Origin of the sequence: Caulobacter sp. KR2-114, from assembly GCF_049446115.1 — a bacterium.
Taxonomy (GTDB): Bacteria; Pseudomonadota; Alphaproteobacteria; order Caulobacterales; family Caulobacteraceae; genus Acaudatibacter.
On the sequence record NZ_JBMSEC010000003.1, the window covers coordinates 319,679 to 341,355 of the forward strand.

Sequence of the window (21,677 nt, forward strand, 5' to 3'; positions counted from 1 at the left end):
CCGCGTAACGCGGGTTCGTTCGGGAGTGGGTGATGCGTGAGGGTGGGCGTGCGGTCGACAGCTTCCGGCTGGACCGCAGGATGCTGCTGGGCGGAGCGGCGGCGACCGGGCTGGTGTTGGCCTCCCACGCCTACGCCGCGGACGATGCGCCAGAGGCGGCGACCCAGTACGGCCGGGTGCGCGGCTTCGTCGACGGCGGCATGGCCGTGTTCCGCGGCATCCCCTATGGCGCGCCCACCGGCGGCGGCAGCCGCTTCGTCGCCGCCGATCCGCCGAAGAGCTGGGCCGTGCGCGAGTGCCGCAAGTTCGGCGACCAGTGCCCGCAGGCGGCCAGCAAGGGCCCGGCGGCCTGGGCCAGCTGGGCGGTGAACGTCGGCGAGACCGAGGACTGCCTGTCGCTGAACGTCACCACCCCGGCCGTGGGCGAAGGCAAGCGGCCGGTGATGGTCTGGATCCACGGCGGCGGCTTCAGCATCTACAACGGCTCGTCCCCGGTCTACGACGGCGTGCGCCTGGCGCAGAAGGGCGACGTGGTGGTGGTGAGCGTGAACCACCGGCTGAACGCCTTCGGCTACCTCTATCTCGGCCTAGCCGGCGAGCGGTTCGCCGACAGCGGCAACATCGGCCAGCTCGACCTGGTCATGGCGCTGCAGTGGGTGCGCGACAACATCGCCGGCTTCGGCGGCGACCCTGGCCGGGTGATGCTGTTCGGCGAGGACGGCGGGGGCGCCAAGATCTCCACCCTGATGGCCATGCCCGCGGCCAAGGGCCTGTTCCACCGCGCGGCGATCCAGAGCGGCGCCAAGCTTACCGCCCTGACGCCCGACCAGGCCGCCGAGACCACCGCGGCGATCTGCGACTATCTGCATGTGAACCCGAAGAACGCAGGCGACCTGCAGCGCGCGCCCACCAACCGGTTGGTCGACGCCGTCGAGGCGCTGACCAAGGCGGGCAAGGCGAACTTCGGACCCGTGGTCGACGGCCACACCCTGCCCACCGACCCGTTCAGCCCCGGCGCGCCCACGCTCACCGCCGACGTCCCGGTGATCGTCGGCTACAACGCCACCGAGACCACCGTCCTGGGCGCCGAGCCGGCGCTGTTCGACCTGGACTGGGGCGGGCTGAAAGACCGGCTGGCGCACGTCGCCGGCGACGACGCGGGCAGCCTGATCGACAGCTTCAAGCGCCTTCACCCGAGCGCCAGCCCGTCGGACCTCTGGTTCCGCATCACCACACTGAAGGGCATGGGCGCCAGCGCCATCACCCTGGCCGAGCGCAAGGCCGCCCTGGCGGCGGCCGGCGCCTACGTCTACCGGCTGGAGTTCGAGACCCCGGTGGACAGGCTGCGCAGCCCGCACGCCCTGGACCTGCCGCTGGTGTTCGACAACGTCGGCAAGTCCGGTTCGCTGCTCGGGCCTGTGGCCGATCAGGCGCAGCATGTCGCCGACCAGATGTCCGCAGCCTGGATCGCCTTCGCCCACACCGGCAGCCCCAACGGCGTGGGCCTGGCGTCCTGGCCGCGCTACGACCCGCGGGCGCGGTCGACCATGCTGTTCAATGGGGTGAGCCGGGCGGTGAACGATCCGTATTCGGAGGAACGGCGGCTGGTCGCCGCGTTGCCGGCTACGCACCCAGCGGCGTGAGGCCCTTGCCCGCCGGCGCGGCGTCGCGCTGGCGCGCCTCGGCTTCCTCGAGAATGGCCAGCATCAGGTCCGGGTCGGTGCGGATCGGCGGCGGCTCGCCGCAGCACGCGATCCAGCGGGCTTCGAGGCGACGGATCATACGGTTACGGCGCGACATGCAACACTCGCTCTGGCCCGACGCCCCCGCCATGACCCTAACATGAGGGCGCCGGATGGGTTCCGGTCAACGCGAGAAAATCTAGCCTTAACAGTGATTTAACCCCGCCCCCGGGTGACGGGCCCGCAAAGCAAAACGCCCCGCCGTCACCGGCGGGGCGTCTCGATTTCGATCATAAGGGCCGGATCAGGCGTCGAACACGATCACCGAGCGGGCGACAGCGCCGGTCTTCATTTCCTCGAAGGCCGAGTTGACGTCTTCCAGCTTGATGCGGCGCGAGATCATCTCGTCCAGCTTCAGCTTGCCGGCCAGGTACATGTCGACCAGGCGGGGCATGTCGACCGGGAAGCGGTTGGAGCCCATCAGCGAGCCCTGGATGCGCTTCTCGCCGAGGAACGCCGCGCCCATCAGGGTGATGGTCTGGCCCACCGGGATCATGCCGATGACGTTGGCGGTGCCGCCGCGGCGCAGCATGTTGAACGCCTGCTCGGCGGTCTTGCTAAGGCCGATGGCTTCGAACGAGTGATGCACCCCGCCCTTGGTCATCTCCAGCACTTCCTTCACCGCATCGGTCTCGGTGGCATTGATGAAGTCGGTGGCGCCGAAGGCCTTGGAGATGTTGTCCTTGGCCGCCGAGGTGTCGATGGCGATGATCCGGCCGGCGCCGGCGATCGCCGCGCCGTTGATCGCCGCCAGGCCGACGCCGCCGCAGCCGATCACGGCCACGGTCTCGCCCGGGCGCACCGAGGAGGTGTGGATCGCCGCGCCGACCCCGGTCATCACCCCGCAGCCGATCAGGGCGGCGCGGTCGAGCGGCATGTCCGGACGGATGGCCACGCAGGCGTGCTCGTGGATCAGCATCTGCTCGGCGAACGAGGACAGGTTCAGATACTGGTTCATGTTGCCGCCGGGCACGGTCAGGCGCGGCTCGTCGGAGGCGTCGCGCTTGGTTTCCGGGCTGGTGCAGAGGCTGAGGTGGCCGGTCAGGCACTGGTCGCAGTGGCCGCAATAGGCCGACAGGCAGGTGATCACGTGGTCGCCCGGCTTCACGGTGCGCACTTCCGAGCCCACCATCTCGACGATCCCGGCGCTCTCATGGCCCAGCACCGCCGGCAGCGGGTGCGGATAGGAGCCTTCGATGAAGTGCAGGTCCGAGTGGCAGACGCCGGCGGCGGCGGTGCGGATCAGCACCTCGTGCGGGCCGGGCTTGTTGATCTGGACATCCTCGATCTGCAGCGGGGTGCGGACCTGACGCAATACGGCGGCCTTCATGCGAATCTCCCATCTCAAAATGATTGCGTGGCCGTCGGGCGGCCTTCGCCAAGGCTTATCGCTGTTCATGCAAGGGCCGCCAAGGGCTTTTCGCAAGCGCCCCGGGCGCGACCGCGACACGAAGCTTCCGCGACGCCGTTGAACCTGGGCCGCCGACGACTTAGGGTCTGACCCCATGAAACGCGCCCTGCTTATCGTGCTCGCCGGCGCCGGCCTCGCCAGCTGCGCCACCGAAGGTCCCAGCGGTCCGGTGCCGCCGCCGCCCCCGCCGCCGCCATCGGAGCAGCCGCCGGCGAACCCGAACGCCTTCCGGCCGCAGGACTTCGCCTGGTCGACCGTGCCCGGGCGCGCGTCGATCCAGGGTGTCATGGCCTACAAGGCCGGCGCGGTGCGCTACACCTGCCAGGGCAGCGACGTGATCCTGACGCCGGAGACGCCCTGGAGCCGCCGGCGGATGACCATCCTCTACGGGTCGGCGGTGTCGGCGGCGGTGCCGGTCTCTACGGTCCGCGCGCGCACCCCCTCGGCGCCCAGCGGCGACTACCAGACGTTCGTGCGCAAGGCCTCGTGTGACGCCTCCAGCCGGTTCAGCTTCGGCGGCCTGCCGGACGGCGCCTGGTACGTGATCACCCTGGCCAAGCCGATGGGGCCGGCCGGCGAGGCCGTCGCCGTGATGCGCCGGGTGGAGACCCACGGCGGACCCAAGGCTGTATTGCTCAACTAGGCGTGGCGACGCCTTAGTGATTTCTTGAGCAGCCGGTCCCTAGATACCCGTGTTCAGGGAAGGTCGGGACATGGCGCTGCTGGACAGCCGCTATCGCGCCGTGGGCGCGGAGAGCTATCGCATGGCGCCGCTGCGCCTGTGCACCGCCGCGGCCGCAGCGGTGGTGCTCTGCGCGGCCGTGGGCTGGCGCCAGGCGGCGACCTGGGCCGGCCTGCTGGGCGCCTTCGAGATCTGGGGCCTGATCTCCAGCCGGCCGCTGGATCGGCGGCCGGATGCCGGCCGCGGCTGGCTGGTCAGCTTCTTCTGGGCCAACATGGGCATGAGCCTGCTGTGGTCCGGCGTCGGCGTGCTGCTGTGGCTGTCCGACCGGCCTGCCTGCCACATGGCGGCGATCGCCTTCTGGGCGGGCCACATGATCTACGCCCAGTACTTCTACCTGAAGTCGCGCGCCTCCCTGGTGCAGACCGCGCTGATCACCGGCGTGATGCCCATCGCCCTGCCCTTGCTGGTCCCCCGCTTCCAGGGCGGCGACCAGCTGATCCTGATGAGCGTGCTGCTGCTCTGCGTCGGCCACGCGGTGAACGGGGCGATCATGAACATCCGCAGCGCCCGGGCGCTGGAGGCGGCGCAGACCCGGCTGACCGAGGCCAAGGAGCAGGCCGAGGCCGCCAGCCGCGCCAAGAGCGACTTCCTCGCCATCATGAGCCACGAGATCCGCACGCCGCTGAACGGGGTGCTGGGCATGACCCAGGCCATGGCCTTCGACGAGCTGAACCCCACCCAGCGCGCGCGCCTGGAGGTGGTGCGCCAGTCCGGCGAGGCCCTGTCGGCGATCGTCAACGACGTGCTGGACCTGTCGAAGATCGAGGCCGGCAAGCTGTCGCTGGAGACCATCGCCTTCGACCTCGGCGCGGTGATGCGCGACGCCCACACCGCCTACGGCGCACTGGCCGCCGGCAAGGGCCTCAGCTTCGAGCTGCGCACCGAGACGGCCGAGGGCGTCTACCTGGGCGATCCGACCCGCGTGCGCCAGATCCTCTACAATCTGATCTCCAACGCGCTGAAGTTCACGGAGAGCGGGGCCATCACCGTCAGCGCCCGTCGGCTGTCGGTCGGGGTGATGCTGGAAGTGGCGGACACGGGGGTCGGCATCGCGCCGGACGCCCTGCCGGACCTGTTCCTGAAATTCACCCAGGCCGACGTCTCCACCACCCGCCGCTACGGCGGCACGGGCCTGGGCCTGTCGATCTGCCGCCAGCTGGCGGAGATGATGGGCGGCTCGATCCGTGTCGAGAGTCGCGAGGGGGAGGGCTCGCGGTTCATCGTCACCCTGGCCCTGCCGCGCGCCGGCGACGCGCCGGCCCCGGCGGAGATGGCGGAGGCCGCGCCGGTCCAGGATCCCGGCCGGCCGCTGCGCATCCTGGCGGCCGAGGACAACGCGGTGAACCGGCTGGTGCTGAAGACGCTGCTGGAACAGGTCGGCCTGGAGGCGGTGACGGTGGAGAACGGCGCCCTGGCGCTGGCCGCCTGGGAGACCGAGCCCTGGGACCTGATCCTGATGGACGTGCAGATGCCAGTGATGGACGGTCCCGACGCCGCCCGCGCGATCCGCGCCGCCGAGGCGCGCGACGGCCGCGGCCGCACGCCGATCCTGGCCCTGACCGCCAACGCCATGGCCCATCAGATCGCCAGCTACCTGGCCGCCGGCATGGACGGCCACGTGGCCAAGCCGATCGAAGCCCAGGCCCTGTTCGCCGCCATCGCCCGGGCGGTCGAACCGGACGAGGCCGCCCAGGAACCGACGGCGAATAACGCGCGGCACGCCTGACGCCCCACAACAGGGTGCGCGCGGTCGCGGCTCCTTTGACCACGAACCACACGAACCACACGAACGGGTTCCAGCTAACCCCATTTCCCGCGAAAGCTGGACCCAGGCACAAGCTTCAACCCGCCGACTCTGAAGCCAGCCTGCCTCCGCAGCCAGCCTGCCGGCGGCGAGTCCTGCCTTGGTCCCGACCTTCGTCGGGACGAGGGCAAGGTTGCGGCCAATTGTTCGTGTGGTTCGTGTGGTTCGTGGTCAACAAGGACGGACGCTCCCTCCCCCGCCGCTCGCGGGCGGGTCCAGGACCGAAGCCGGCCGGGATGGGGTACGCCCTTGCGAGGCTCAGCCCGCCGCCCCTATCGTCACGGCAAAACCTTGCGGGACGGGACGGCCATGGACTTCCACGACATCCTCTATGCGCGCGATGGCGCGCTGGCGACGATCACCCTGAACCGCCCGGCCTACCGCAACGCCCAGAGCTATCGCATGCTGGACGAGATCGACGCCGCCTTCGACCTGGCGCGGGCCGACCACGGGGTGCAGGTGGTGATCGTGCGCGGCTCCGGCGGGACCTTCTCCACCGGCCATGACCTGGGCACCGAGGAAGGGCTGGACTATCGCAAGACGCTGGACGCCAAGCCCGGCATCCAGATCTACGACCAGTTCAAGCACTACAACCTCGACCTGCTGGTGAAGTGGCGCAACTTCCCCAAGCCCACCGTGGCCATGGTCGAGGGCTACTGCATCTATGCCGGCTGGATGCTGGCGGCAGCGATGGACGTGGTGTTCGCCGCCGAGGACGCCCAGTTCCTGGGCGGCTTCGTCGAGTACAACTCCATCCCCTGGGACATCGGCGTGCGCCGGGCCAAGGAGCTGCTGTTCGAGAGCCGCTTCATCAGCGCGCGCGAGGCGGCCGACTACGGCTTCGTCAACCACGTGCTGGCCCCGGCCGACCTCGAGCGCGAGACCTACGCCTGGGCGCGCCGGGTGGCGGAGAACAGCCCCGAGGCGCTGCGCTTCGCCAAGATCCAGATGAACAAGGCGCAGGACGCCCAGGGCTTCACCAACGCCGTCGAGGACAGCCTCGGGGACTATGTGGCGATGAAGTCGATGCCCGGCTTCGACATGCGCACGCCCGGCCACAACCGCCTCGCCACGGTCGATCTGGCCGTCCGATATCGCAAGGGCGAGCGCTACGGCTTGAAGGCTTCTGACTAGCTTTCACCCGCCGCCCGCGCCACAAGCGCCGCAACAAGCCAGCCGGGGAGCCCCACCATGTCCGCCACCTTCCGCGCCCTGCGCGTGTCCAAGACCGAGGCCGGTCAGGAAACCCAGCTCCTGGACCTCACCGACGCGGACCTGATGGACGGCGACGTCACCGTGCGGGTCGATCACTCGACGGTGAACTTCAAGGACGGCCTGGCGCTGACCGGCCGCTCGCCGGTGGTGCGGGTGTGGCCGCTGATCCCCGGCATCGACTTCGCCGGGGTGGTGGAAAGCTCGGACAACCCCGGCTTCGCCCCCGGCGAGCGGGTGGTGCTGAACGGCTGGGGCGTCGGCGAGACGCACCACGGCGGCTACGCCCAGAAGGCCCGGGTCAGGGGCGACTGGCTGGTGAAGCTGCCCGAGGCTCTGTCCAACGCCCGCGCCATGGCCATCGGCACCGCCGGATACACCGCCATGCTCTGCGTGCTGGCGCTGGAGAAGCACGGCGTCACCCCCGACAAGGGCGAGGTGCTGGTCACCGGCGCGGCCGGCGGCGTGGGCAGCGTGGCGATCGCCCTTCTCTCCCGGCTGGGCTACCCGGTGGTCGCCTCCTCGCGTCGCAAGGACAGCGAGAGCGCCTATCTGACCGGCCTGGGCGCGCAGGAGGTGATCGACGCGAACACCCTGTCGGCCCCGGGCCGGCCGCTGGCCAAGGAACGCTGGGCCGGCGCCGTCGACAGCGTCGGCAGCCACACCCTGGCCAACGTCCTCTCGCAGATGCGCTATGGCGGGACCGTGGCGGCGTGCGGCCTCGCCCAGGGCATGGACCTGCCGGCGTCGGTGGCGCCCTTCATCCTGCGCGGCGTGACCCTGGCGGGGATCGACAGCGTGATGCGCCCCAAGGCCGACCGCGAGGAGGCCTGGCGGCGCCTGGCGCGCGATCTCGACCTGGCCAGGCTGGACGCGATGACCAGCACGGCCGGGCTGTCCGACCTGCCACGCCTTGGCGCCGACATCGTGGAAGGCAAGGTCCGCGGGCGGGTAGTGATCGACGTCGATCGCTGAGATCTCCGCCGCGTGCGGAGCCTGAACGGAACAGGTTAATTCCGTTCAGCCTGGGTTCAGCCAGCCGGGACCATTGTCCATCCCATGCCTCGCGAAGGGAGCCGATCCCACCCGTGAGCGTTAATTCTTCGGATGGAACAAACGGTTGGAGGTTCCTATGCGCAAGTTTCTCACCACGGCCATGGCCGCCCTGACGATGGCCGGAGCGGTGGCCACGACCGCCACCCCGGCAGCTGCTGAGGGCTGGCACGGCGGCGGCTATCACGGCGGCTGGCACGGCGGCTACGGCGGCCACTACTACCATGGCGGCGGCTACGGCGGAGCGGCCCTGGCGGGCGGCATCGCCGGCCTGGCGCTCGGCGCGGCGATCGCGTCCAGCAACCACCCGCACTATTACGGCGGCTACTACGGCGGCCCGTACTACGGCCCGGGCTACTATGACGGCTACTACGGCGGCGGCGTCTGCACGAGCGAACGCCGGATCTGGGACCCCTACATCGGCCGCTGGGTGATCCGCAGCTACAACTACGCCTGCTGATCCAGGCCGCCGAAGGCCTGACCTATCGAGCCCCGCGCCTCCTGGCGCGGGGCTTTCGTTTGGCCGATGGTGCCGCCCAGGGCGAACAGGGAGAGCGCCATGAAGGCGGTTTGGTACGACCGGCAGGGGCCGGCGCGTGAGGTGCTGCAGTACGGCGACTTTCCAGACCCGCAGCCTGGCCGCGGCGAGGCGCTGATCCGCATCCGCGCCTCCGGCGTGAACCCGTCGGACGCCGGCATGCGGCGGGGCGGGCCCGGCGCGGCGATGGCCTATCCGCGCATCGTGCCCAACAGTGACGGGGCCGGCGTCGTCGAGGCCGTAGGGCCAGGCGTCGCCGCCGGGCTGATCGGGCGGCGGGTGTGGTTCTACAACGGCCAGCGCAACGGCCGCGCGTTCGGCACGGCGGCCGAGCACATCGCCCTGGACGTCGACCTGATCAGCCCCCTGCCGGACGAGGTCAGCTTCGCGGAGGGCGCGACGCTGGGCATCCCGGCGATGACCGCCCACGTGGCCCTGTTCCTGGCCGGGCCGGTGCAGGGCCGCACGGTGCTGGTCACCGGCGGCGCCGGGGCGGTCGGACACTATGCGGTGCAGCTGGCCAAGTGGGCCGGGGCCACGGTGATCGCCACCGTCTCCTCCGCCGACAAGGCCGCGCGCGCCCGCGGCGCCGGCGCGGACTTCGTCATCGACTATCGCACCGAGGATGTCGCGCGCCGGCTGCGCGAGATCACCGCCGGCCTCGGCGCCGAGGGGATCGACCATGTGGTCGACGTGGACTTCGGCGGCAACCTTGCGTCTGTGCTGCCGACCGTGAAGCTGAACGGCTCGATCGCCTTCTACGCCACCCGTGGCGATCCCGCGCCCAGCCTGCCGGCGGGCGAGCTGATGCGCCGCAACATCCGACTCCAGGGGGTGCTGCTGCCGGTCTCGCCGCACGAGGCGCGCCGCCGCGCCCAGGCGGACATCACCCGCTGGATCTCCACCGGCCAGCGTCAGCTGTCCGTCGCCTCGCGCCATCCGCTGGCCGAGACCTGGGCCGCACACGAGGCGGTGGAGCGCGGCGACAAGGTGGGCACCGTGGTGGTGGAGCCCTGAACTGCAAAGCGCCGCAGTCCGGAAACATCCCGGCAACAGTCTTCGTCGAACATCGTCACATGAACTGGCGGCCGATTCGTGCGGCGCGCGCCGGATTTCGACATCCCGGAGGAGACCCCTGCCTATGAAATCCATCCTGATCGCCGCGGTCGGCGCCGCCGCCCTGCTGGTCCCCGTGGTCGCCTCGGCGCACCCGCACCACTGGCATCACCATCACATGATGATGCGTCACCACTGGCATCACCACCACATGCACCACTAGGCGCGGGCGGGGACGGCCCGGCGCAAGTCGCCCGGGCGCCCCCCCCTCGGAACGATACGAACGGTTGAGCGCCGTCTGGTCTGTCGCCAGGCGGCGCAATTTTTTCGGGCCTTTCCGCGTTTCACCGCTGCAACGCTCGGAACGTCGGCTGCCCGACATGGGTTGACGGGTTGGCTGAAGGGGGTGACCGGCACGCCAGCGCCGGGTCCAGACGACGACGAGCGAGCGCGCTCTGGCCCTGTCGCGCGCCCGCACGGACAAGACGGGATCTAACCATGAAAGTCTTCGCCGCCCTCGGGGCGAGCGTATGCCTGCTCGCCATCCCCGCCGGCTCGGCCCTGGCCGCCAGCAGCCACGCCAGCGGCCTGCCCAGCCTGCCAACGCTGAACGGATCATCCAGCCACGGCGGGACGGCCGCACAGGCCTCATCGACCGCCCACGCATCGCCGGCCGCGCACCACGACGACTGGCGGGGCCACGACTGGGATTGGCTGAAGCACAAGATCGACAACCGCTGCCGCCACCATGGGCACGGCTGGGGCCATGGCGGCTTCGGCGCGGCGTCCGATGACGGCTGGGGCGGCGACGGCGACCACGACGGCGACGACCACCGCTGCCGGCCGCATCCCACCTCGCCCTGATCCGGGGCCCTGCCCCGGCCGCGAGGGACGTCTTTCCCGATGCTGGGGAGGGCGTCCCTTGCGCCCCGGCCCGCGGGTGCTACAGCGAAGGCATGGCCCTGACGCATCGCCTCGCCACCCGCGCCGACCTTCCGGCCCTCACAGCCCTGATGGACCAGGCCATCGGCGAGTTGCAGAAGGGCTTCCTGACCCCCGACCAGATCACCGCCAGCCGCGCGATCATGGGCCTCGACACCCAGCTGATCGACGACGGCACCTATTTCCTGGTCGAGGAAGACGGCCAGCTGGCCGGCTGCGGCGGCTGGAGCCGGCGCAACACCCTCTACGGCGGCGACCATACCGCCGGCCGCAACGCCGCCCTGCTGGATCCGGCCACGGAGGCCGCCCGGGTGCGCGCCATGTACACCAGCCCCGCCTTCGCCCGCCGCGGCGTCGGCCGGCTGATCCTGTCGCTGTGCGAGGCCGCCGCGGCCGCCGAGGGCTTTCGGCGGGTGGAGCTGGCCGGCACCCTCTCGGGCCAGCCGCTGTACCGCGCCTGCGGCTACGAAGTGATCGAGGCCTTCGAGGACGACCGCGGCGGCGTGCCCGTGCCGCTGTCGCGCATGGGCAAGTCGATCGGCTGATCGCCCCTCACAGCGCCTTTCGCACGTACAGGCTGCCGTCCTGCGGATCCTCCCCCAGGAGATCGAACCCCGCCTCGAGATACAGCGCGAGCGGGCCGTGATGGTTGGCGCCATCGCCCTTGGTCCCTCGGCGCGGATTGGCCTGCGCATGAGTCATGCCCTGGATCTTCAGCCCCTGGCAGGCGGCGTCCAGTAGCGCCCGCGCCACGCCGCGGCGGCGCCATGACGGCGCGACCACGAAGCAGACGATATGGCCGATCCGGTCGCCCGTGAGCTCGGGCCCGCCTAGGTTGTCCGGCGGATAGAGCCGGCTCGGCCCGGCGTTGACCCAGCCCACCACCTGCCCCCCGGCCCGGGCCAGATAGCCCTGCATGTTGCGCCGCGCGATGCGCGCCGCCGTCCCGGACCGGTTGTCGGCGGGCGACTGTTCGTCCCAACTGGCGCGGGCGTGGTCGAAGAACGGGAAGCGGCAATAGCAGCTGGCCCATGCCGGATTGTCGGCGAACGCCTCACCATCGAAAAAGCGGAAAAAGGCGGCGGCGCTGCCCGGGACCAGGGGGTCGATGGTGATCGGCGGAGAGCTCGATGGCATGGCCACAGCATAGTCCGACCCCGGCTGGCCCGACAGGCCCGGGACATCAGCCCCCGATCGCCGCGTGCCGGTGGCCGAAGGCGACCAGCTCCAGGCGGCAGGCCTGGCCGAAGTCATGCAGGAAGTTCATCTGCCCCTCGGCCGCCAGGTCGCGCAGCTCGTGCAGGCTGCGGTTGGGGGCGAGGTAGGTGGCGATGATCCGGTCCATGGTCGCCTCCGCGGCCGCCAACACCGGCGCCGAGGCCACCAGCCGGATACGCGCGACGATGGCGTACAACCGCACCAGGTCGCCCACCTCGTCCTTCTCGTGGCTCAGCGCATCGCCATACAGCCGCGAGGCCTCGTCGATGAACTCCGCGAACAGCACCTCGCGCCGCCCGCGCTCAGCCTCGAGGTTCTTGTCCTTCAGCTGGATCCACTGGGTCATCCACGAACTGGCGAACGACGTCGTCCCGCCGATCGTGGCGCCGACCAGGGCGGCGAAGGCGGACGTCATTTCGGAAGTCATGGGCCGCTCCCTGTTAAGTGCTCGGCATGGAGAGTCCCCGACTTCGCGCCTGACGCAAGGCGCCGGCCGCCTCGGCGGACCATGCGTGCAAAGGACGGCCTAAATCGACGGGCGTCGCACCTGCCCGGCGATGTCGCGACGCTCGTGCAGCACGCGCCAGACGTCGACGTGGTCTTCGCGCTCGACATAGAAGATGAGGTAGGGATACCGGCCTACGCGCTTGGCGCGCAGTCCCGGCAGATCGAGTTCATGGGCCCAGCCGGGAGATCTGACCTGGGGTCGGCGGGCGATGAACTGGAGCGCTGATTGCAGGGCGCGGATGAAGCCCAGCGCGACCGCCTCACCTGCCTCGGAGCCGTAGCGATCAGCGGCGTCTTCCATGTCCCGTCTTGCGCGCTCCCGCGGAATGACGGGCTTGAGGCTCATCCACCGCGTCTCACGCGCTGGCGCAGCGCCTCGAACAGCCGGTCATCCACCGGCTCGGTCGGCGGCGAGGCGGCGCCGTCGAGCAACATCGCCCGCAGGGCCTTGCGCGCCTGGTCGTGACGGATCAGCTCGCGCACGTATTCGCTGCTGGTCCCGTAGCCGCCGCCCGCCACCTGCTCGTCGACGAAGGCCTTGAGACTCTCCGGCAGCGAGATGTTCATCGTGCTCATGCCGGGAGGATGCCGCATTGGCAATTTTTGGCAAGACGGCGAAGTGGGGAAGGATGCGCCGCGCCCTTCCCCGCCCACGCCTTGGAGCCGTCGTCAGTTCACCGTCGGCTTGCCGATCGCCAGGCCGTCGGGGCCGACGGAGACGTGGATCACCGCGCCGTCGGTGAGGTCGCCGGCCAGCAGCTTGCGGGCCACGGGGTCGACGAGGTCCTTCTGGATCACCCGCTTCAGCGGGCGCGCGCCATAGACCGGGTCGTAGCCCTTGTCGCCCAGCCAGTGCAGGGCTTCCGGCTCCAGTGACAGGGTCATGCGGCGGTCGGCCAGCAGCTTTTCCAGGCGCTGCAGCTGGATCTTCACGATGGAGTCCATCTGCGCGCGACCCAGCCGCTTGAACAGGATGATCTCGTCGATCCGGTTCAGGAACTCTGGCCGGAAGTGGCGGCGCACCACGTCCATCACCTGCGGCCGCACGGCCTCCACGTCATCGCCCTCGCCCTGGCTGGCCAAATACTCCGAGCCGAGGTTGCTGGTCATGACGATCAGGGTATTGCGGAAGTCGACCGTGCGGCCCTGGCCGTCGGTCAGGCGGCCATCGTCCAGCACCTGCAGCAGCACATTGAACACGTCCGGGTGGGCCTTCTCGACCTCGTCGAACAGCACCACCTGGTACGGCCGCCGGCGCACCGCCTCGGTCAGCGAGCCGCCTTCGTCGTAGCCGACGTAGCCGGGAGGCGCGCCGATCATGCGGCTGACCGAGTGCTTCTCCATGTACTCCGACATGTCCATGCGGGTGATGGCGCTCTCGTCGTCGAACAGGAACTCCGCCAGGGCCTTGGTGAGCTCGGTCTTGCCCACGCCCGTGGGGCCCAGGAACAGGAACGAGCCGATCGGCCGGTTGGGATCCTGCAGGCCGGCGCGGGCGCGGCGCACGGAGTCGGAGACAGCCTCGAGCGCTTCCTCCTGGCCGACCACGCGGTTGCGCAGGCTGTCTTCCATGCGCAGCAGCTTGTCGCGCTCGCCCTCCAGCATCTTCTCGACCGGCACGCCGGTCCAGCGGCTGACCACGGCGGCGATCTGCTCGGCGTCGACCACCTCGGGGGTGAGCGGGTTCTTGTCGGCGTCCTCGGCGGCGTCAGCTTCCGCCAGGCGCTTTTCCAGGGCCGGGATCTCGCCGTAGGCGATCTCGGAGGCGCGCTGCAGGTCGCCGCGGCGCTGAGCGGCGGCCAGTTCGGCGCGCAGCCGGTCCAGGGCCTCGCGGGTCTGGGCGCCCTGCCCGACCTTTTCCTTCTCCGCCTTCCAGCGGGCGGTCATCTCGGCGGACTGGGCTTCCAGATCGTCCAGCTCATCCTCGAGCTTCTCCAGCCGCTGGCGGGAAGCGCTGTCGGTTTCCTTGGTCAGCGCCTCGCGCTCGATCTTCAGCTGCACGACGCGCCGGTCGATCTCGTCCAGTTCCTCCGGCTTGGAGTCCACCGCCATGCGCACGCGGCTGGCCGCCTCGTCCACCAGGTCGATGGCCTTGTCGGGCAGGAAGCGGTCGGTGATGTAGCGGTTCGACAGGGTCGCGGCCGCGACGATGGCGCTGTCGGAGATGCGCACCCCGTGGTGCACCTCGTACTTCTCCTTCAGGCCGCGCAGGATCGAGACGGTGTCCTCCACCGTCGGCTCGCCGACGAACACCGGCTGGAAGCGACGGGCCAGGGCCGCGTCCTTCTCGACGTGCTTGCGGTACTCGTCGAGGGTGGTGGCGCCCACGCAGTGCAGTTCGCCTCGCGCCAGGGCCGGCTTGAGCAGGTTGGAGGCGTCCATCGCCCCGTCGCTCTTGCCGGCGCCGACCAGGGTGTGCATCTCGTCGATGAACAGGATGATCGAGCCCTCGGCCGCGGTCACCTCGTTCAGCACCGCCTTCAGCCGCTCCTCGAACTCGCCACGATACTTCGCGCCGGCGATCAGCGAGCCCATGTCGAGCGACAGCAGCTTCTTGTCCTTCAGCGATTCCGGCACGTCGCCGCTGACGATGCGCAGCGCGAGGCCCTCGACGATGGCGGTCTTGCCCACGCCAGGTTCGCCGATCAGGACGGGGTTGTTCTTGGTGCGGCGAGCCAGCACCTGGATGGTGCGGCGGATCTCCTCGTCACGGCCGATCACCGGGTCGAGCTTCTGGTCGCGCGCGGCCTGGGTCAGGTCGCGGGCGTAGCGCTTCAGCGCGTCGTAGCCTTCCTCGGCATTGGCGCTGTCGGCGGTCTTGCCCTTGCGCACGGCGCTTGCGGCGTCCTCCAGGCCCTTGGTGGCAGCCCCGGCCTGGCTCAGCGCCTTGGCCGCCTCGCCGCCTTCCTTGGCGATGGCGAGCAGCAGGCGTTCGGTGGTGATGAAGGCGTCGCCCGCGGCCTTGGCGTCGGCCTCGGCCTTGGCGAACACCGAGGCGGTCTCGGGCTTCAGATACAGCTGGCCCGTGCCGCCCTCGACCTTGGGCAGCTTGCCCAGCAGGGCGTCCACCGCCTGGTCGGCGGCGTCGGGCCGCCCGCCGGCGCTCTGGATCAGGGCGCGCGACAGGCCGTCCTTCTCCTCCAGGAGAACCTTCAGCAGATGCTCCGGCGCGAGCTGCTGGTGACGGCGCGCGAGCGCCAGCGACTGGGCCGACTGGATCGCCTGCTTGGCGCGGTCGGAATAGAGATCGATGTTCATGGCTTCCCCTACCTAGGCGGACTTCAGGCCGGTCGCCTTGAGCAAGCGCAACCCGCCTTGTCCGCGATGTAGGTGTGGCGCCAGGGCAACACAATGCCCGTCTGCCGGGATTTTCGGCGACCCGTCGGTCGGCTCAGTCCACGGCCTCGAGAAAGCGCTTCAGGTCGGCGGCGTCCACCGGCTTGCCCAGGATCGGGGCGTCCCGCAGATCGAGCCGCACCCCAGCCGCCCCGTAGCCGGTCAGGAAGGCGAATCGGGCGCCGTTGCGACGCAGCAGATCGGCCACGTCGAACGACGTCTCGCCCTCACCGAGGTTCACGTCCAGCAGGGCGACGTCGAATTCGCCGGACGCGGCCATGCTCATCGCCTCACGGGCGTTGGCCGCCGAGCCGGCCAGCTCGCAGCCCAGGTCGGCGAGCAGATCCTCGATCAGGATCGCCACCATCGCCTCGTCCTCGACCACCAGCACCCGCCTAGCCATGCGCGCGCCTCCTGGCCCCGCCGCCGGACAGGCTGAGCGCCCCGGCCTCGACCTCGCAGACCAGGCCATCCGCCGGAAAGTTCAGTCGAGCGACGCCGTCGAGGTCGCGGGCCAACGCCTCGATCATCCGAGAACCGAAGCCGCGATGGTCCGGAGCCGAGACCGGCGGCCCATCCCGTTCCCGCCACGCGACGGTCAGCCCCTCGTCCAGCCTTCGCCAGCTGATCTCGACACGTCCGCTCTCGCCGGACAGGGCGCCGTACTTGGCCGCGTTGGTGAACAGCTCGTGCAGGATCATCGACAAGGCGAGCGCCGCCTTGGGGGTCAGGCGCGCGCTGTCGCCACCGGCCGAGACGCGAGCCTGGTCGCCGGCGAACAGGGCCTGGCGGACGATGTCGGCGATTTCCGCGCCTTCCCAGCTCTCGTGGGTCAGCACGTCGTGCGCCTTGGCCAGCGCCAGCAGCCGGCTGGCCAACGCCTGGCGCGCCTGATCCATGCTGCCGGAGGTGCGCAGGGTCTGGCTGGCGACGGCCTGCACCGTGGCCAGGGTGTTCTTCACCCGATGGTTCAGCTCATTGACCATCAGCCGCTGGCGCTGCTCCGCCTGGGTGCGCTCGGTAATGTCGCGCATGATGCCGGTGAAGAAGCGGCGTCCGCCCGCGCGCCACTCGGCCACCGACAGCTCCAGGGGGAAGGTGGCGCCGTCCTTGCGCAGCCCTTCCACCTGCCGGCCGATGCCGATGATCCGCCGCTCGCCGGTCTCTCGGTAGCGGGCAAGATAGCCGTCATGCGCAGTGTGATGCGGTTCGGGCATCAGCATCAGGACATTGCGCCCGAGCACCTCATCGGCGGCGTAGCCGAACAGCCGTTCCGCCGCTGGATTGAACGCCGTCAGACAGCCGTCCTCGTCGATCACCGCGATGGCGTCCACGGCCGTGTCGACGATGGCGCGATAGCGGGCCTCCTCGCCTTCGCCGCCGGCCCCTGTCACTGACTCAGTTTCGTCCAACATCGCACTCCGCCAGACGCATCACGCTCGCCGAGGAAGCATTCGACAGGATTAACAACCGACACGCCGCTTGTCGCCATCCCTGCGCGACATTTCGTCAGCCCCCGGCGGCCCCGAGGTACGTTAGCACCTATTTTTCAAATACTTGAGGAAATTTCACCGGGCCGGGGCGGCGCGTGGATGAACGCCGGGAGGCGTCGATCTTCATCTCCGCTTCAGATGCGCGCGCGCACCCTGATCCCTAAATCAGGGAGACGCTTAGGGAGACGCTTCAAGACCGAACCCAAGGGGTCGATCCGCGTTGGGATCATGAAGACCAGGAACAAGACTGCAGGAGTTCGCAAGGTGTCTACGAAGAGGGCGACGGGGGTGCTTGCCCTGGGCTGGGCCTGCTTCGAGAGCGCGGCGACCGGTCGGACCGAACATCGTCCGACCTCGGCCGACTACCCGGAAAGCGTCGTGCGCCGCACCAGCTTCACCGCCGGCGCCGGACTGGGGTGGAGGATCAGCGCCCTGGAGACGCCGCGCGAGCGGCCCGCCCCCTGGAAGATCGTGGTGATCACCGGCGCGCCGTCCTGGGCCGAGTACTGGGCCCCGGCGATGGCGGCCCTGCCCCAGGATCGCGAGATGCTGGTGATCGACCGTCCCGGCTTCGCCGCCAGCGAGCCGGCCACCTGCGTGCCCGACATCCGCCTGCAGGCCCAGGCGCTGATGCCGGCCATCGCCGCGGCGCCCGGTCAGAAGATCCTGCTGGTGGGCCAGTCCTACGGCGCGGCGATCGCCACCCTGATGGCGGGCATGGCCCCCAGGCCGCTGGGCGGCGTCGTGCTGCTGTCCAGCTTCCTGGGCGAGTTCGGCCCCACGGCGAAGTGGCTGGTGGATCTGGGGGGCAAGGTGCTGAACCTGATCCCGCGCGACCTTCGCCATGCGGTGATGGAGGTCTCAGGCCAGTCCGCCCAGCTGACGCACATGCGCCAGACCCTGGCCCGGCTGAAGGTCCCGGTGCACGTGATCCACGGCGACCAGGACGACTTCGCACCGGCCACGCTGGCCGAGGCCCTGGTCAAGGACACCCGCACCCGGGCGCCGATCCGCTTCGAGCTGGTGCCCGGCGCCAACCACTTCCTCAACGACGGTCCCGCCGAGGCGCTGATCGCCTGCCTGGAAGGCTGCCTGCCCAAGGCCAAGGCCCCGTTCCAGTTCAAGTGGCCCGCCTGGTCGCCGGCGGTCCGAGCCGCAGCGCCTGTCGCCTCGCCGGCTCCGGCCCAGCCGCAACACCTCCCGGCCCCCGCCCTGGCCGGCCAGGGCGCCGGCAAGCCGGAACTGGCGGCAGCCTAGGCCGCCTCGCCTAGGGCTTCACATCGTCCGACACGACGAAGGTGGAGGCGATGATCGCGCCGATCTGGTCGTAGGTGTCCGCGGCCGCCGCCGGATAGAGGAACTCCATCCGCGCCAGCCCGCCTTCATGGTTGTGCCACGCCTGCACGTGCACCACGCCCGCTTGTTGGTAGTGCAGGTCCATGTCGCCGTTGACCCGGTTGTAGCCGACATCGCTGCGCTCCGGGTGGTCGCCCGTCTCGCGCTCGACCAGGGCGTCGAACGCCGCGTCGGTCATCGGCGCGCCCACCGCGTAGGCCAGGGTGGCCTTGCCGTCGGCGCTGGCGAAGCGTTGCTCGCCTGCCCGCCGCTCGGCGCGGGGCAGCAGGGCGGCGGGATAGCCCCCTGCCCAGCCGTGCGCCTTGTCGCCGAGATCGGTCCAGCCGGCAGCCTTGCGCGCCGCCGCCGCCCCGGCGCGCAATCCGGCGAGGTCCGCGGCGAACAGCAGCCCCGTCCCCGGGCGGTTCTGGGTCTTCTGCCAGTCGGCCAGGCTGTCGCGCTCGCTGTCGCCGATCGGCTCGTCGCTCACCGAGCCGCTGGGCGCGCTGAGGTGGTTCCACACCAGCAGCTGGTCGAATTCCGGCGCCCGCACGGCGTCCGGCGCCGCCAGCGCGCCAAGCCCTGGCACGGGGCCGGTCAGCGGGCCGATGGTCGCCGTTCCCTGGGCGACCACCTTGTCGTCCTCGTCCTTGGCGGTGAAGCGCGCCGGCGCCGGCGCCTTGGGGTCCAGAAGTTCGCCGGTGAAACTCAGCTTGCCATCCGAGGTCGAGACCGTCAGGGCGCAATGGCTTTCGACGCAGGAGCCCTGAACCGCCCCGTGCGGCGGATCATCCTCAAGACCCGAGAACCAGCCCTCGACGCTGGTCTGGTTGTCGCCGTCGCCGGGCTTGACCCAGCCGTCGATGACGAACGACCTGGCCACAGCGCCCTTGCCCTGCAGGCTTCCGATCAGCCGCAGCGGGCGATCGGCGGACTCGTCGGCCCGCGCGGCGCCGGCGGCGACCAGCAGGAGGATCAGGGCGGAGGCGGTGCTGGCGTTCATGAGAGTCCCCGGTTCGCGGCCAAGCATGGCGGCAGAACACCGGTACGCCAAGCACCTTCACTTCGGGGCGTAGGGCCCCAGCGCCTCGAACAGCGGCCCGAGGTGCTTCTCGAAACGGCGCCAGCGGCCGACGGACTCATGAAAGATCGGCCGCCGCACCTGTTCGGCGCTCATGGTCTTCACCTCGCGCTCCGTCTCGTGAAAGCGCAGGCAGCCTTCGTGCCAGGGCAGGCGGCAGGCCTGGAGCAGCGCCCGGATCTGCCCCTCCGGATCGGCCACGAGCGCCTCGTTGCGCACCGTGACCACGCGGCCCATCAGCACGCCTGACCAATAGTCCATGTGCTGGCGATACAGCACATAGCGCCGGCCAAGGTCCTTCAGGTCGTAGGTGAACCGGCCGTCCTCGTCGTTGCGGAACAGCAGACGGAACTCGGCCAGGCAGAGGTCGGCGGCGTCCCGCTGGGCGTGGATGATCACCGCCTTGGGAAACAGCAGGTGCAACAGGCCGATCATCGTGAAGCTGGGCAGCCGCTTGTCGGTGAACCGGCGGCGGCCATCCCAGCCCTCGGCCCGGATGCCGGCCAGGTAGTCGCCCGCCATGCCGGGCGGATCGAAGCGGCCCACCGGATCGGCCGGATAGCTCTGGCGCACGATCCGGCCCATGGCGTCGCTCTCGCCCATGCCCTGGACCAGAGGATGGGTGGCCAGGATCTGCTCGATCAGGCTCGATCCGGAGCGCGGCAGGCCGACGATGAAGATCGGCGACTCGTCGGGATTGGCCCAGGCGTGGCGCGCCAGGAAGGCAGGGGAGAACACCCGCCGGATTTCCTGCAGCGCGGCGGCGTGGATCGCCAGGCTGGCGTCGACGTTGAGTTCGGCGCGCTTGATGCGGCCGCCCTCGGCATAGGCCGCGAAGGCCTCGTCATGGCGACCCTGGGCCTCCAGCCGGGCGCCGGCCTCGAAGTACAGGAAGGCTCGGGCGGTGGCCGGTGTCGGCGCTTCGCCCTCGGTCCACACCACCTGAGCCGAAGCCAGATCGCGGGTCCCGAGCGCTGCGGCGACGATCGTGTCGAGGTCCATCGCGCCCCCGGCCCGAAGAGGGATCAGCCCTCGTCGGCCTCGGCCGGCGCCGGAGCGCCTTCACCGGCCTCGAAGCTGCGCGGGGCGCGGCGACGACGGGGACGCTTGGCTTCGGCGGCAGGTTCCTCGGCGGCTTCGGCCGGGCGGGCCTGCAGGAAGGCGGGGGCGTGGCTGACATCGCCGTCGTCGGCGCGCAGCATCCGCGCCGGAGCCGGCTCACGGGCTTCCCGGGGTTGGGATTCGCGCGGCTGGGATTCCCGAGGCTGCGTCAGAGGCGTGGCTTCCGGTTCGACGACGCCCAACGGATCGCGCGCCGGCGACTCGCGGTCGCCGCGCGGCTCCTGCCGGTCGCGATCACGGGAGTCACGATCCCGGTCACGGAAGTTGCGCTCGCGGAAGCGATCCTCGCGCGGGCGCTCGTCCCTGGGACGGTCATCGCGGGGACGGTCATCGCGGGGACGGTCATCGCGGGGACGGTCATCGCGGGGACGGTCGTCGCGCTGGCGATCTTCCCGGGGACGCTCGTCACGCGGACGGTCATCACGTTGCCGGTCGTCGCGCTGGCGATCACCCCTCGGGCGGTCATCGCGGGGGCGGTCATCGCGGGGACGCTCATCCCGCTGCCGGTCGTCGCGCTGGCGATCGTCGCGTTGCCGGTCGTCACGGTCGCGGAACTCGCGGTCGCGGAAGTTGCGGTCACGTCCCTCGAATCGGTCCTGACGTTCGCCGCGGGGAGCCTCGCCGCCCTCGGCGGCCTCGCCCTCGCCGTCGCCTTCCGACGATTCGCCGCCGCCGGCCTCGTCCTCGAAGTCGATGTCGTAGCCGGAGACGAACTGGTCACGGCCGACGATCTCGGCCACCGGACGCTGCGGCTGCATGGCGCGCAACACCCGGAAATAGTGCTCGGCGTGCTGAAGGTAGTTCTCGGCGAGCACCCGGTCGCCGGCCGAGCCGGCGTCTCGCGCCAGCTGCTGGTACTTCTCGTACACGTGCTGGGCGGCGCCGCGGATCTTCACGCCGTCCGGCCCATTGGAATCGAAGGCCCGGTTGGCGTTGTGCTGCGGCTTACCACCGCCGCCGCCGCCGCCGCCGCGATTGCGGCCCCGTTGACGCTTCATACCCTTGAAATCTCTCATGCTCTTGGCGACCTGCTGCAGACCTTATCCGGCCGGACGGTCCTCCCGTCCTGCGGTGTGCGGCTC

23 protein-coding genes are annotated in these 21,677 nt (G+C 70.4%); 11 read left to right on the forward strand and 12 right to left on the reverse strand.

The genetic code is table 11. The features are described from left to right. The first annotated feature begins 32 nt into the window (after positions 1-32). Entirely contained in the window at positions 33-1,643 is a 1,611-nt protein-coding gene (locus ACO2Q3_RS13830; RefSeq protein ID WP_423307402.1) for a carboxylesterase/lipase family protein, read from the forward strand. Here ACO2Q3_RS13830 and ACO2Q3_RS13835 read toward each other — a convergent pair. Continuing rightward, the gene (locus ACO2Q3_RS13835) at positions 1,624-1,800 is read right to left on the reverse strand and encodes a hypothetical protein (RefSeq protein WP_423307404.1); all 177 of its coding nucleotides are present in this window, start codon (positions 1,798-1,800) and stop codon (positions 1,624-1,626) included. The two genes, ACO2Q3_RS13830 and ACO2Q3_RS13835, sit on opposite strands and share 20 nt — an antisense overlap. Before the next feature lie 186 nt (positions 1,801-1,986). Further along, entirely contained in the window at positions 1,987-3,072 is a 1,086-nt protein-coding gene (locus ACO2Q3_RS13840; RefSeq protein WP_423307406.1) for a Zn-dependent alcohol dehydrogenase, read from the reverse strand. 175 nt (positions 3,073-3,247) lie between these two features. Between ACO2Q3_RS13840 and ACO2Q3_RS13845 the strand changes: the two genes are divergently transcribed. From ACO2Q3_RS13845 to ACO2Q3_RS13885, 9 genes are all read left to right on the forward strand, one after another. Then, positions 3,248-3,796 (forward strand): hypothetical protein, encoded by a 549-nt coding sequence (locus tag ACO2Q3_RS13845; RefSeq protein ID WP_423307408.1) that lies wholly within the window; start codon positions 3,248-3,250, stop codon positions 3,794-3,796. A 70-nt stretch (positions 3,797-3,866) separates the two neighbouring features. Further along, entirely contained in the window at positions 3,867-5,624 is a 1,758-nt protein-coding gene (locus ACO2Q3_RS13850; RefSeq protein WP_423307410.1) for an ATP-binding protein, read from the forward strand. Positions 5,625-6,011: 387 nt separating this feature from the next. Continuing rightward, positions 6,012-6,836, forward strand: a complete 825-nt coding sequence (locus ACO2Q3_RS13855; RefSeq protein ID WP_423307412.1) for an enoyl-CoA hydratase-related protein — start codon at positions 6,012-6,014, stop codon at positions 6,834-6,836. A 57-nt stretch (positions 6,837-6,893) separates the two neighbouring features. Further along, complete coding sequence (locus ACO2Q3_RS13860) at positions 6,894-7,889, forward strand: MDR family oxidoreductase (protein WP_423307414.1); 996 nt, start codon at positions 6,894-6,896, stop codon at positions 7,887-7,889. Between the two features lie 157 nt (positions 7,890-8,046). Then, on the forward strand, positions 8,047-8,427 hold the full coding sequence (locus ACO2Q3_RS13865; RefSeq protein WP_423307416.1) for a hypothetical protein: 381 nt from the start codon (positions 8,047-8,049) through the stop codon (positions 8,425-8,427). Positions 8,428-8,526: 99 nt separating this feature from the next. Continuing rightward, positions 8,527-9,522, forward strand: a complete 996-nt coding sequence (locus ACO2Q3_RS13870; protein ID WP_423307418.1) for an NADPH:quinone reductase — start codon at positions 8,527-8,529, stop codon at positions 9,520-9,522. Positions 9,523-9,646: 124 nt separating this feature from the next. Beyond that, positions 9,647-9,784, forward strand: coding sequence for a hypothetical protein (locus tag ACO2Q3_RS13875; protein WP_423307420.1), 138 nt, complete (start codon positions 9,647-9,649; stop codon positions 9,782-9,784). 275 nt (positions 9,785-10,059) lie between these two features. Next, entirely contained in the window at positions 10,060-10,425 is a 366-nt protein-coding gene (locus ACO2Q3_RS13880; RefSeq protein WP_423307422.1) for a hypothetical protein, read from the forward strand. A 92-nt stretch (positions 10,426-10,517) separates the two neighbouring features. Beyond that, positions 10,518-11,048: a GNAT family N-acetyltransferase gene (locus ACO2Q3_RS13885; protein ID WP_423307424.1), complete on the forward strand. Its 531-nt coding sequence runs from the start codon at positions 10,518-10,520 to the stop codon at positions 11,046-11,048. A gap of 7 nt (positions 11,049-11,055) precedes the next feature. On the opposite strand, the gene ACO2Q3_RS13890 is transcribed toward ACO2Q3_RS13885, so the two are convergent. The 7 genes from ACO2Q3_RS13890 to ACO2Q3_RS13920 all read right to left on the reverse strand — a co-directional run bounded on the left by ACO2Q3_RS13890 (position 11,056) and on the right by ACO2Q3_RS13920 (position 16,979). Further along, positions 11,056-11,640, reverse strand: a complete 585-nt coding sequence (locus ACO2Q3_RS13890; protein WP_423307426.1) for a GNAT family N-acetyltransferase — start codon at positions 11,638-11,640, stop codon at positions 11,056-11,058. Positions 11,641-11,686: 46 nt separating this feature from the next. Then, positions 11,687-12,148 carry a hypothetical protein gene (locus ACO2Q3_RS13895; RefSeq protein ID WP_423307428.1) on the reverse strand — a complete coding sequence of 154 codons (462 nt, stop codon included), beginning with the start codon at positions 12,146-12,148 and terminating at the stop codon, positions 11,687-11,689. A 99-nt stretch (positions 12,149-12,247) separates the two neighbouring features. Further along, on the reverse strand, positions 12,248-12,574 hold the full coding sequence (locus ACO2Q3_RS13900) for a type II toxin-antitoxin system RelE/ParE family toxin (RefSeq protein ID WP_423307430.1): 327 nt from the start codon (positions 12,572-12,574) through the stop codon (positions 12,248-12,250). Beyond that, complete coding sequence (locus ACO2Q3_RS13905; RefSeq protein ID WP_423307432.1) at positions 12,571-12,822, reverse strand: type II toxin-antitoxin system ParD family antitoxin; 252 nt, start codon at positions 12,820-12,822, stop codon at positions 12,571-12,573. Before ACO2Q3_RS13905 ends, ACO2Q3_RS13900 begins: the two co-directional genes overlap by 4 nt. A gap of 75 nt (positions 12,823-12,897) precedes the next feature. Next, entirely contained in the window at positions 12,898-15,486 is a 2,589-nt protein-coding gene (gene clpB / locus ACO2Q3_RS13910; protein WP_423307434.1) for an ATP-dependent chaperone ClpB, read from the reverse strand. A 133-nt stretch (positions 15,487-15,619) separates the two neighbouring features. Then, positions 15,620-15,967, reverse strand: a complete 348-nt coding sequence (locus ACO2Q3_RS13915) for a response regulator (RefSeq protein WP_423307436.1) — start codon at positions 15,965-15,967, stop codon at positions 15,620-15,622. Beyond that, on the reverse strand, positions 15,960-16,979 hold the full coding sequence (locus ACO2Q3_RS13920; protein ID WP_423307438.1) for a sensor histidine kinase: 1,020 nt from the start codon (positions 16,977-16,979) through the stop codon (positions 15,960-15,962). The genes ACO2Q3_RS13915 and ACO2Q3_RS13920 overlap by 8 nt, the downstream gene beginning before the upstream one ends. Positions 16,980-17,321: 342 nt before the next feature. Between ACO2Q3_RS13920 and ACO2Q3_RS13925 the strand changes: the two genes are divergently transcribed. After that, a complete protein-coding gene (locus ACO2Q3_RS13925) occupies positions 17,322-18,314 on the forward strand; it encodes an alpha/beta fold hydrolase (RefSeq protein ID WP_423307440.1) in 993 nt (330 codons plus the stop codon). Positions 18,315-18,324: 10 nt separating this feature from the next. Here ACO2Q3_RS13925 and ACO2Q3_RS13930 read toward each other — a convergent pair whose 3' ends face one another. The 3 genes from ACO2Q3_RS13930 to ACO2Q3_RS13940 are packed head-to-tail and all read right to left on the reverse strand — an operon-like array spanning position 18,325 to position 21,611. Continuing rightward, positions 18,325-19,395 (reverse strand): hypothetical protein, encoded by a 1,071-nt coding sequence (locus ACO2Q3_RS13930; RefSeq protein WP_423307442.1) that lies wholly within the window; start codon positions 19,393-19,395, stop codon positions 18,325-18,327. A gap of 57 nt (positions 19,396-19,452) precedes the next feature. Next, positions 19,453-20,475 (reverse strand): sulfotransferase family protein, encoded by a 1,023-nt coding sequence (locus ACO2Q3_RS13935; RefSeq protein WP_423307444.1) that lies wholly within the window; start codon positions 20,473-20,475, stop codon positions 19,453-19,455. 23 nt (positions 20,476-20,498) lie between these two features. Next, positions 20,499-21,611 (reverse strand): DUF4167 domain-containing protein, encoded by a 1,113-nt coding sequence (locus tag ACO2Q3_RS13940; protein ID WP_423307446.1) that lies wholly within the window; start codon positions 21,609-21,611, stop codon positions 20,499-20,501. Positions 21,612-21,677 lie beyond the last annotated feature (66 nt).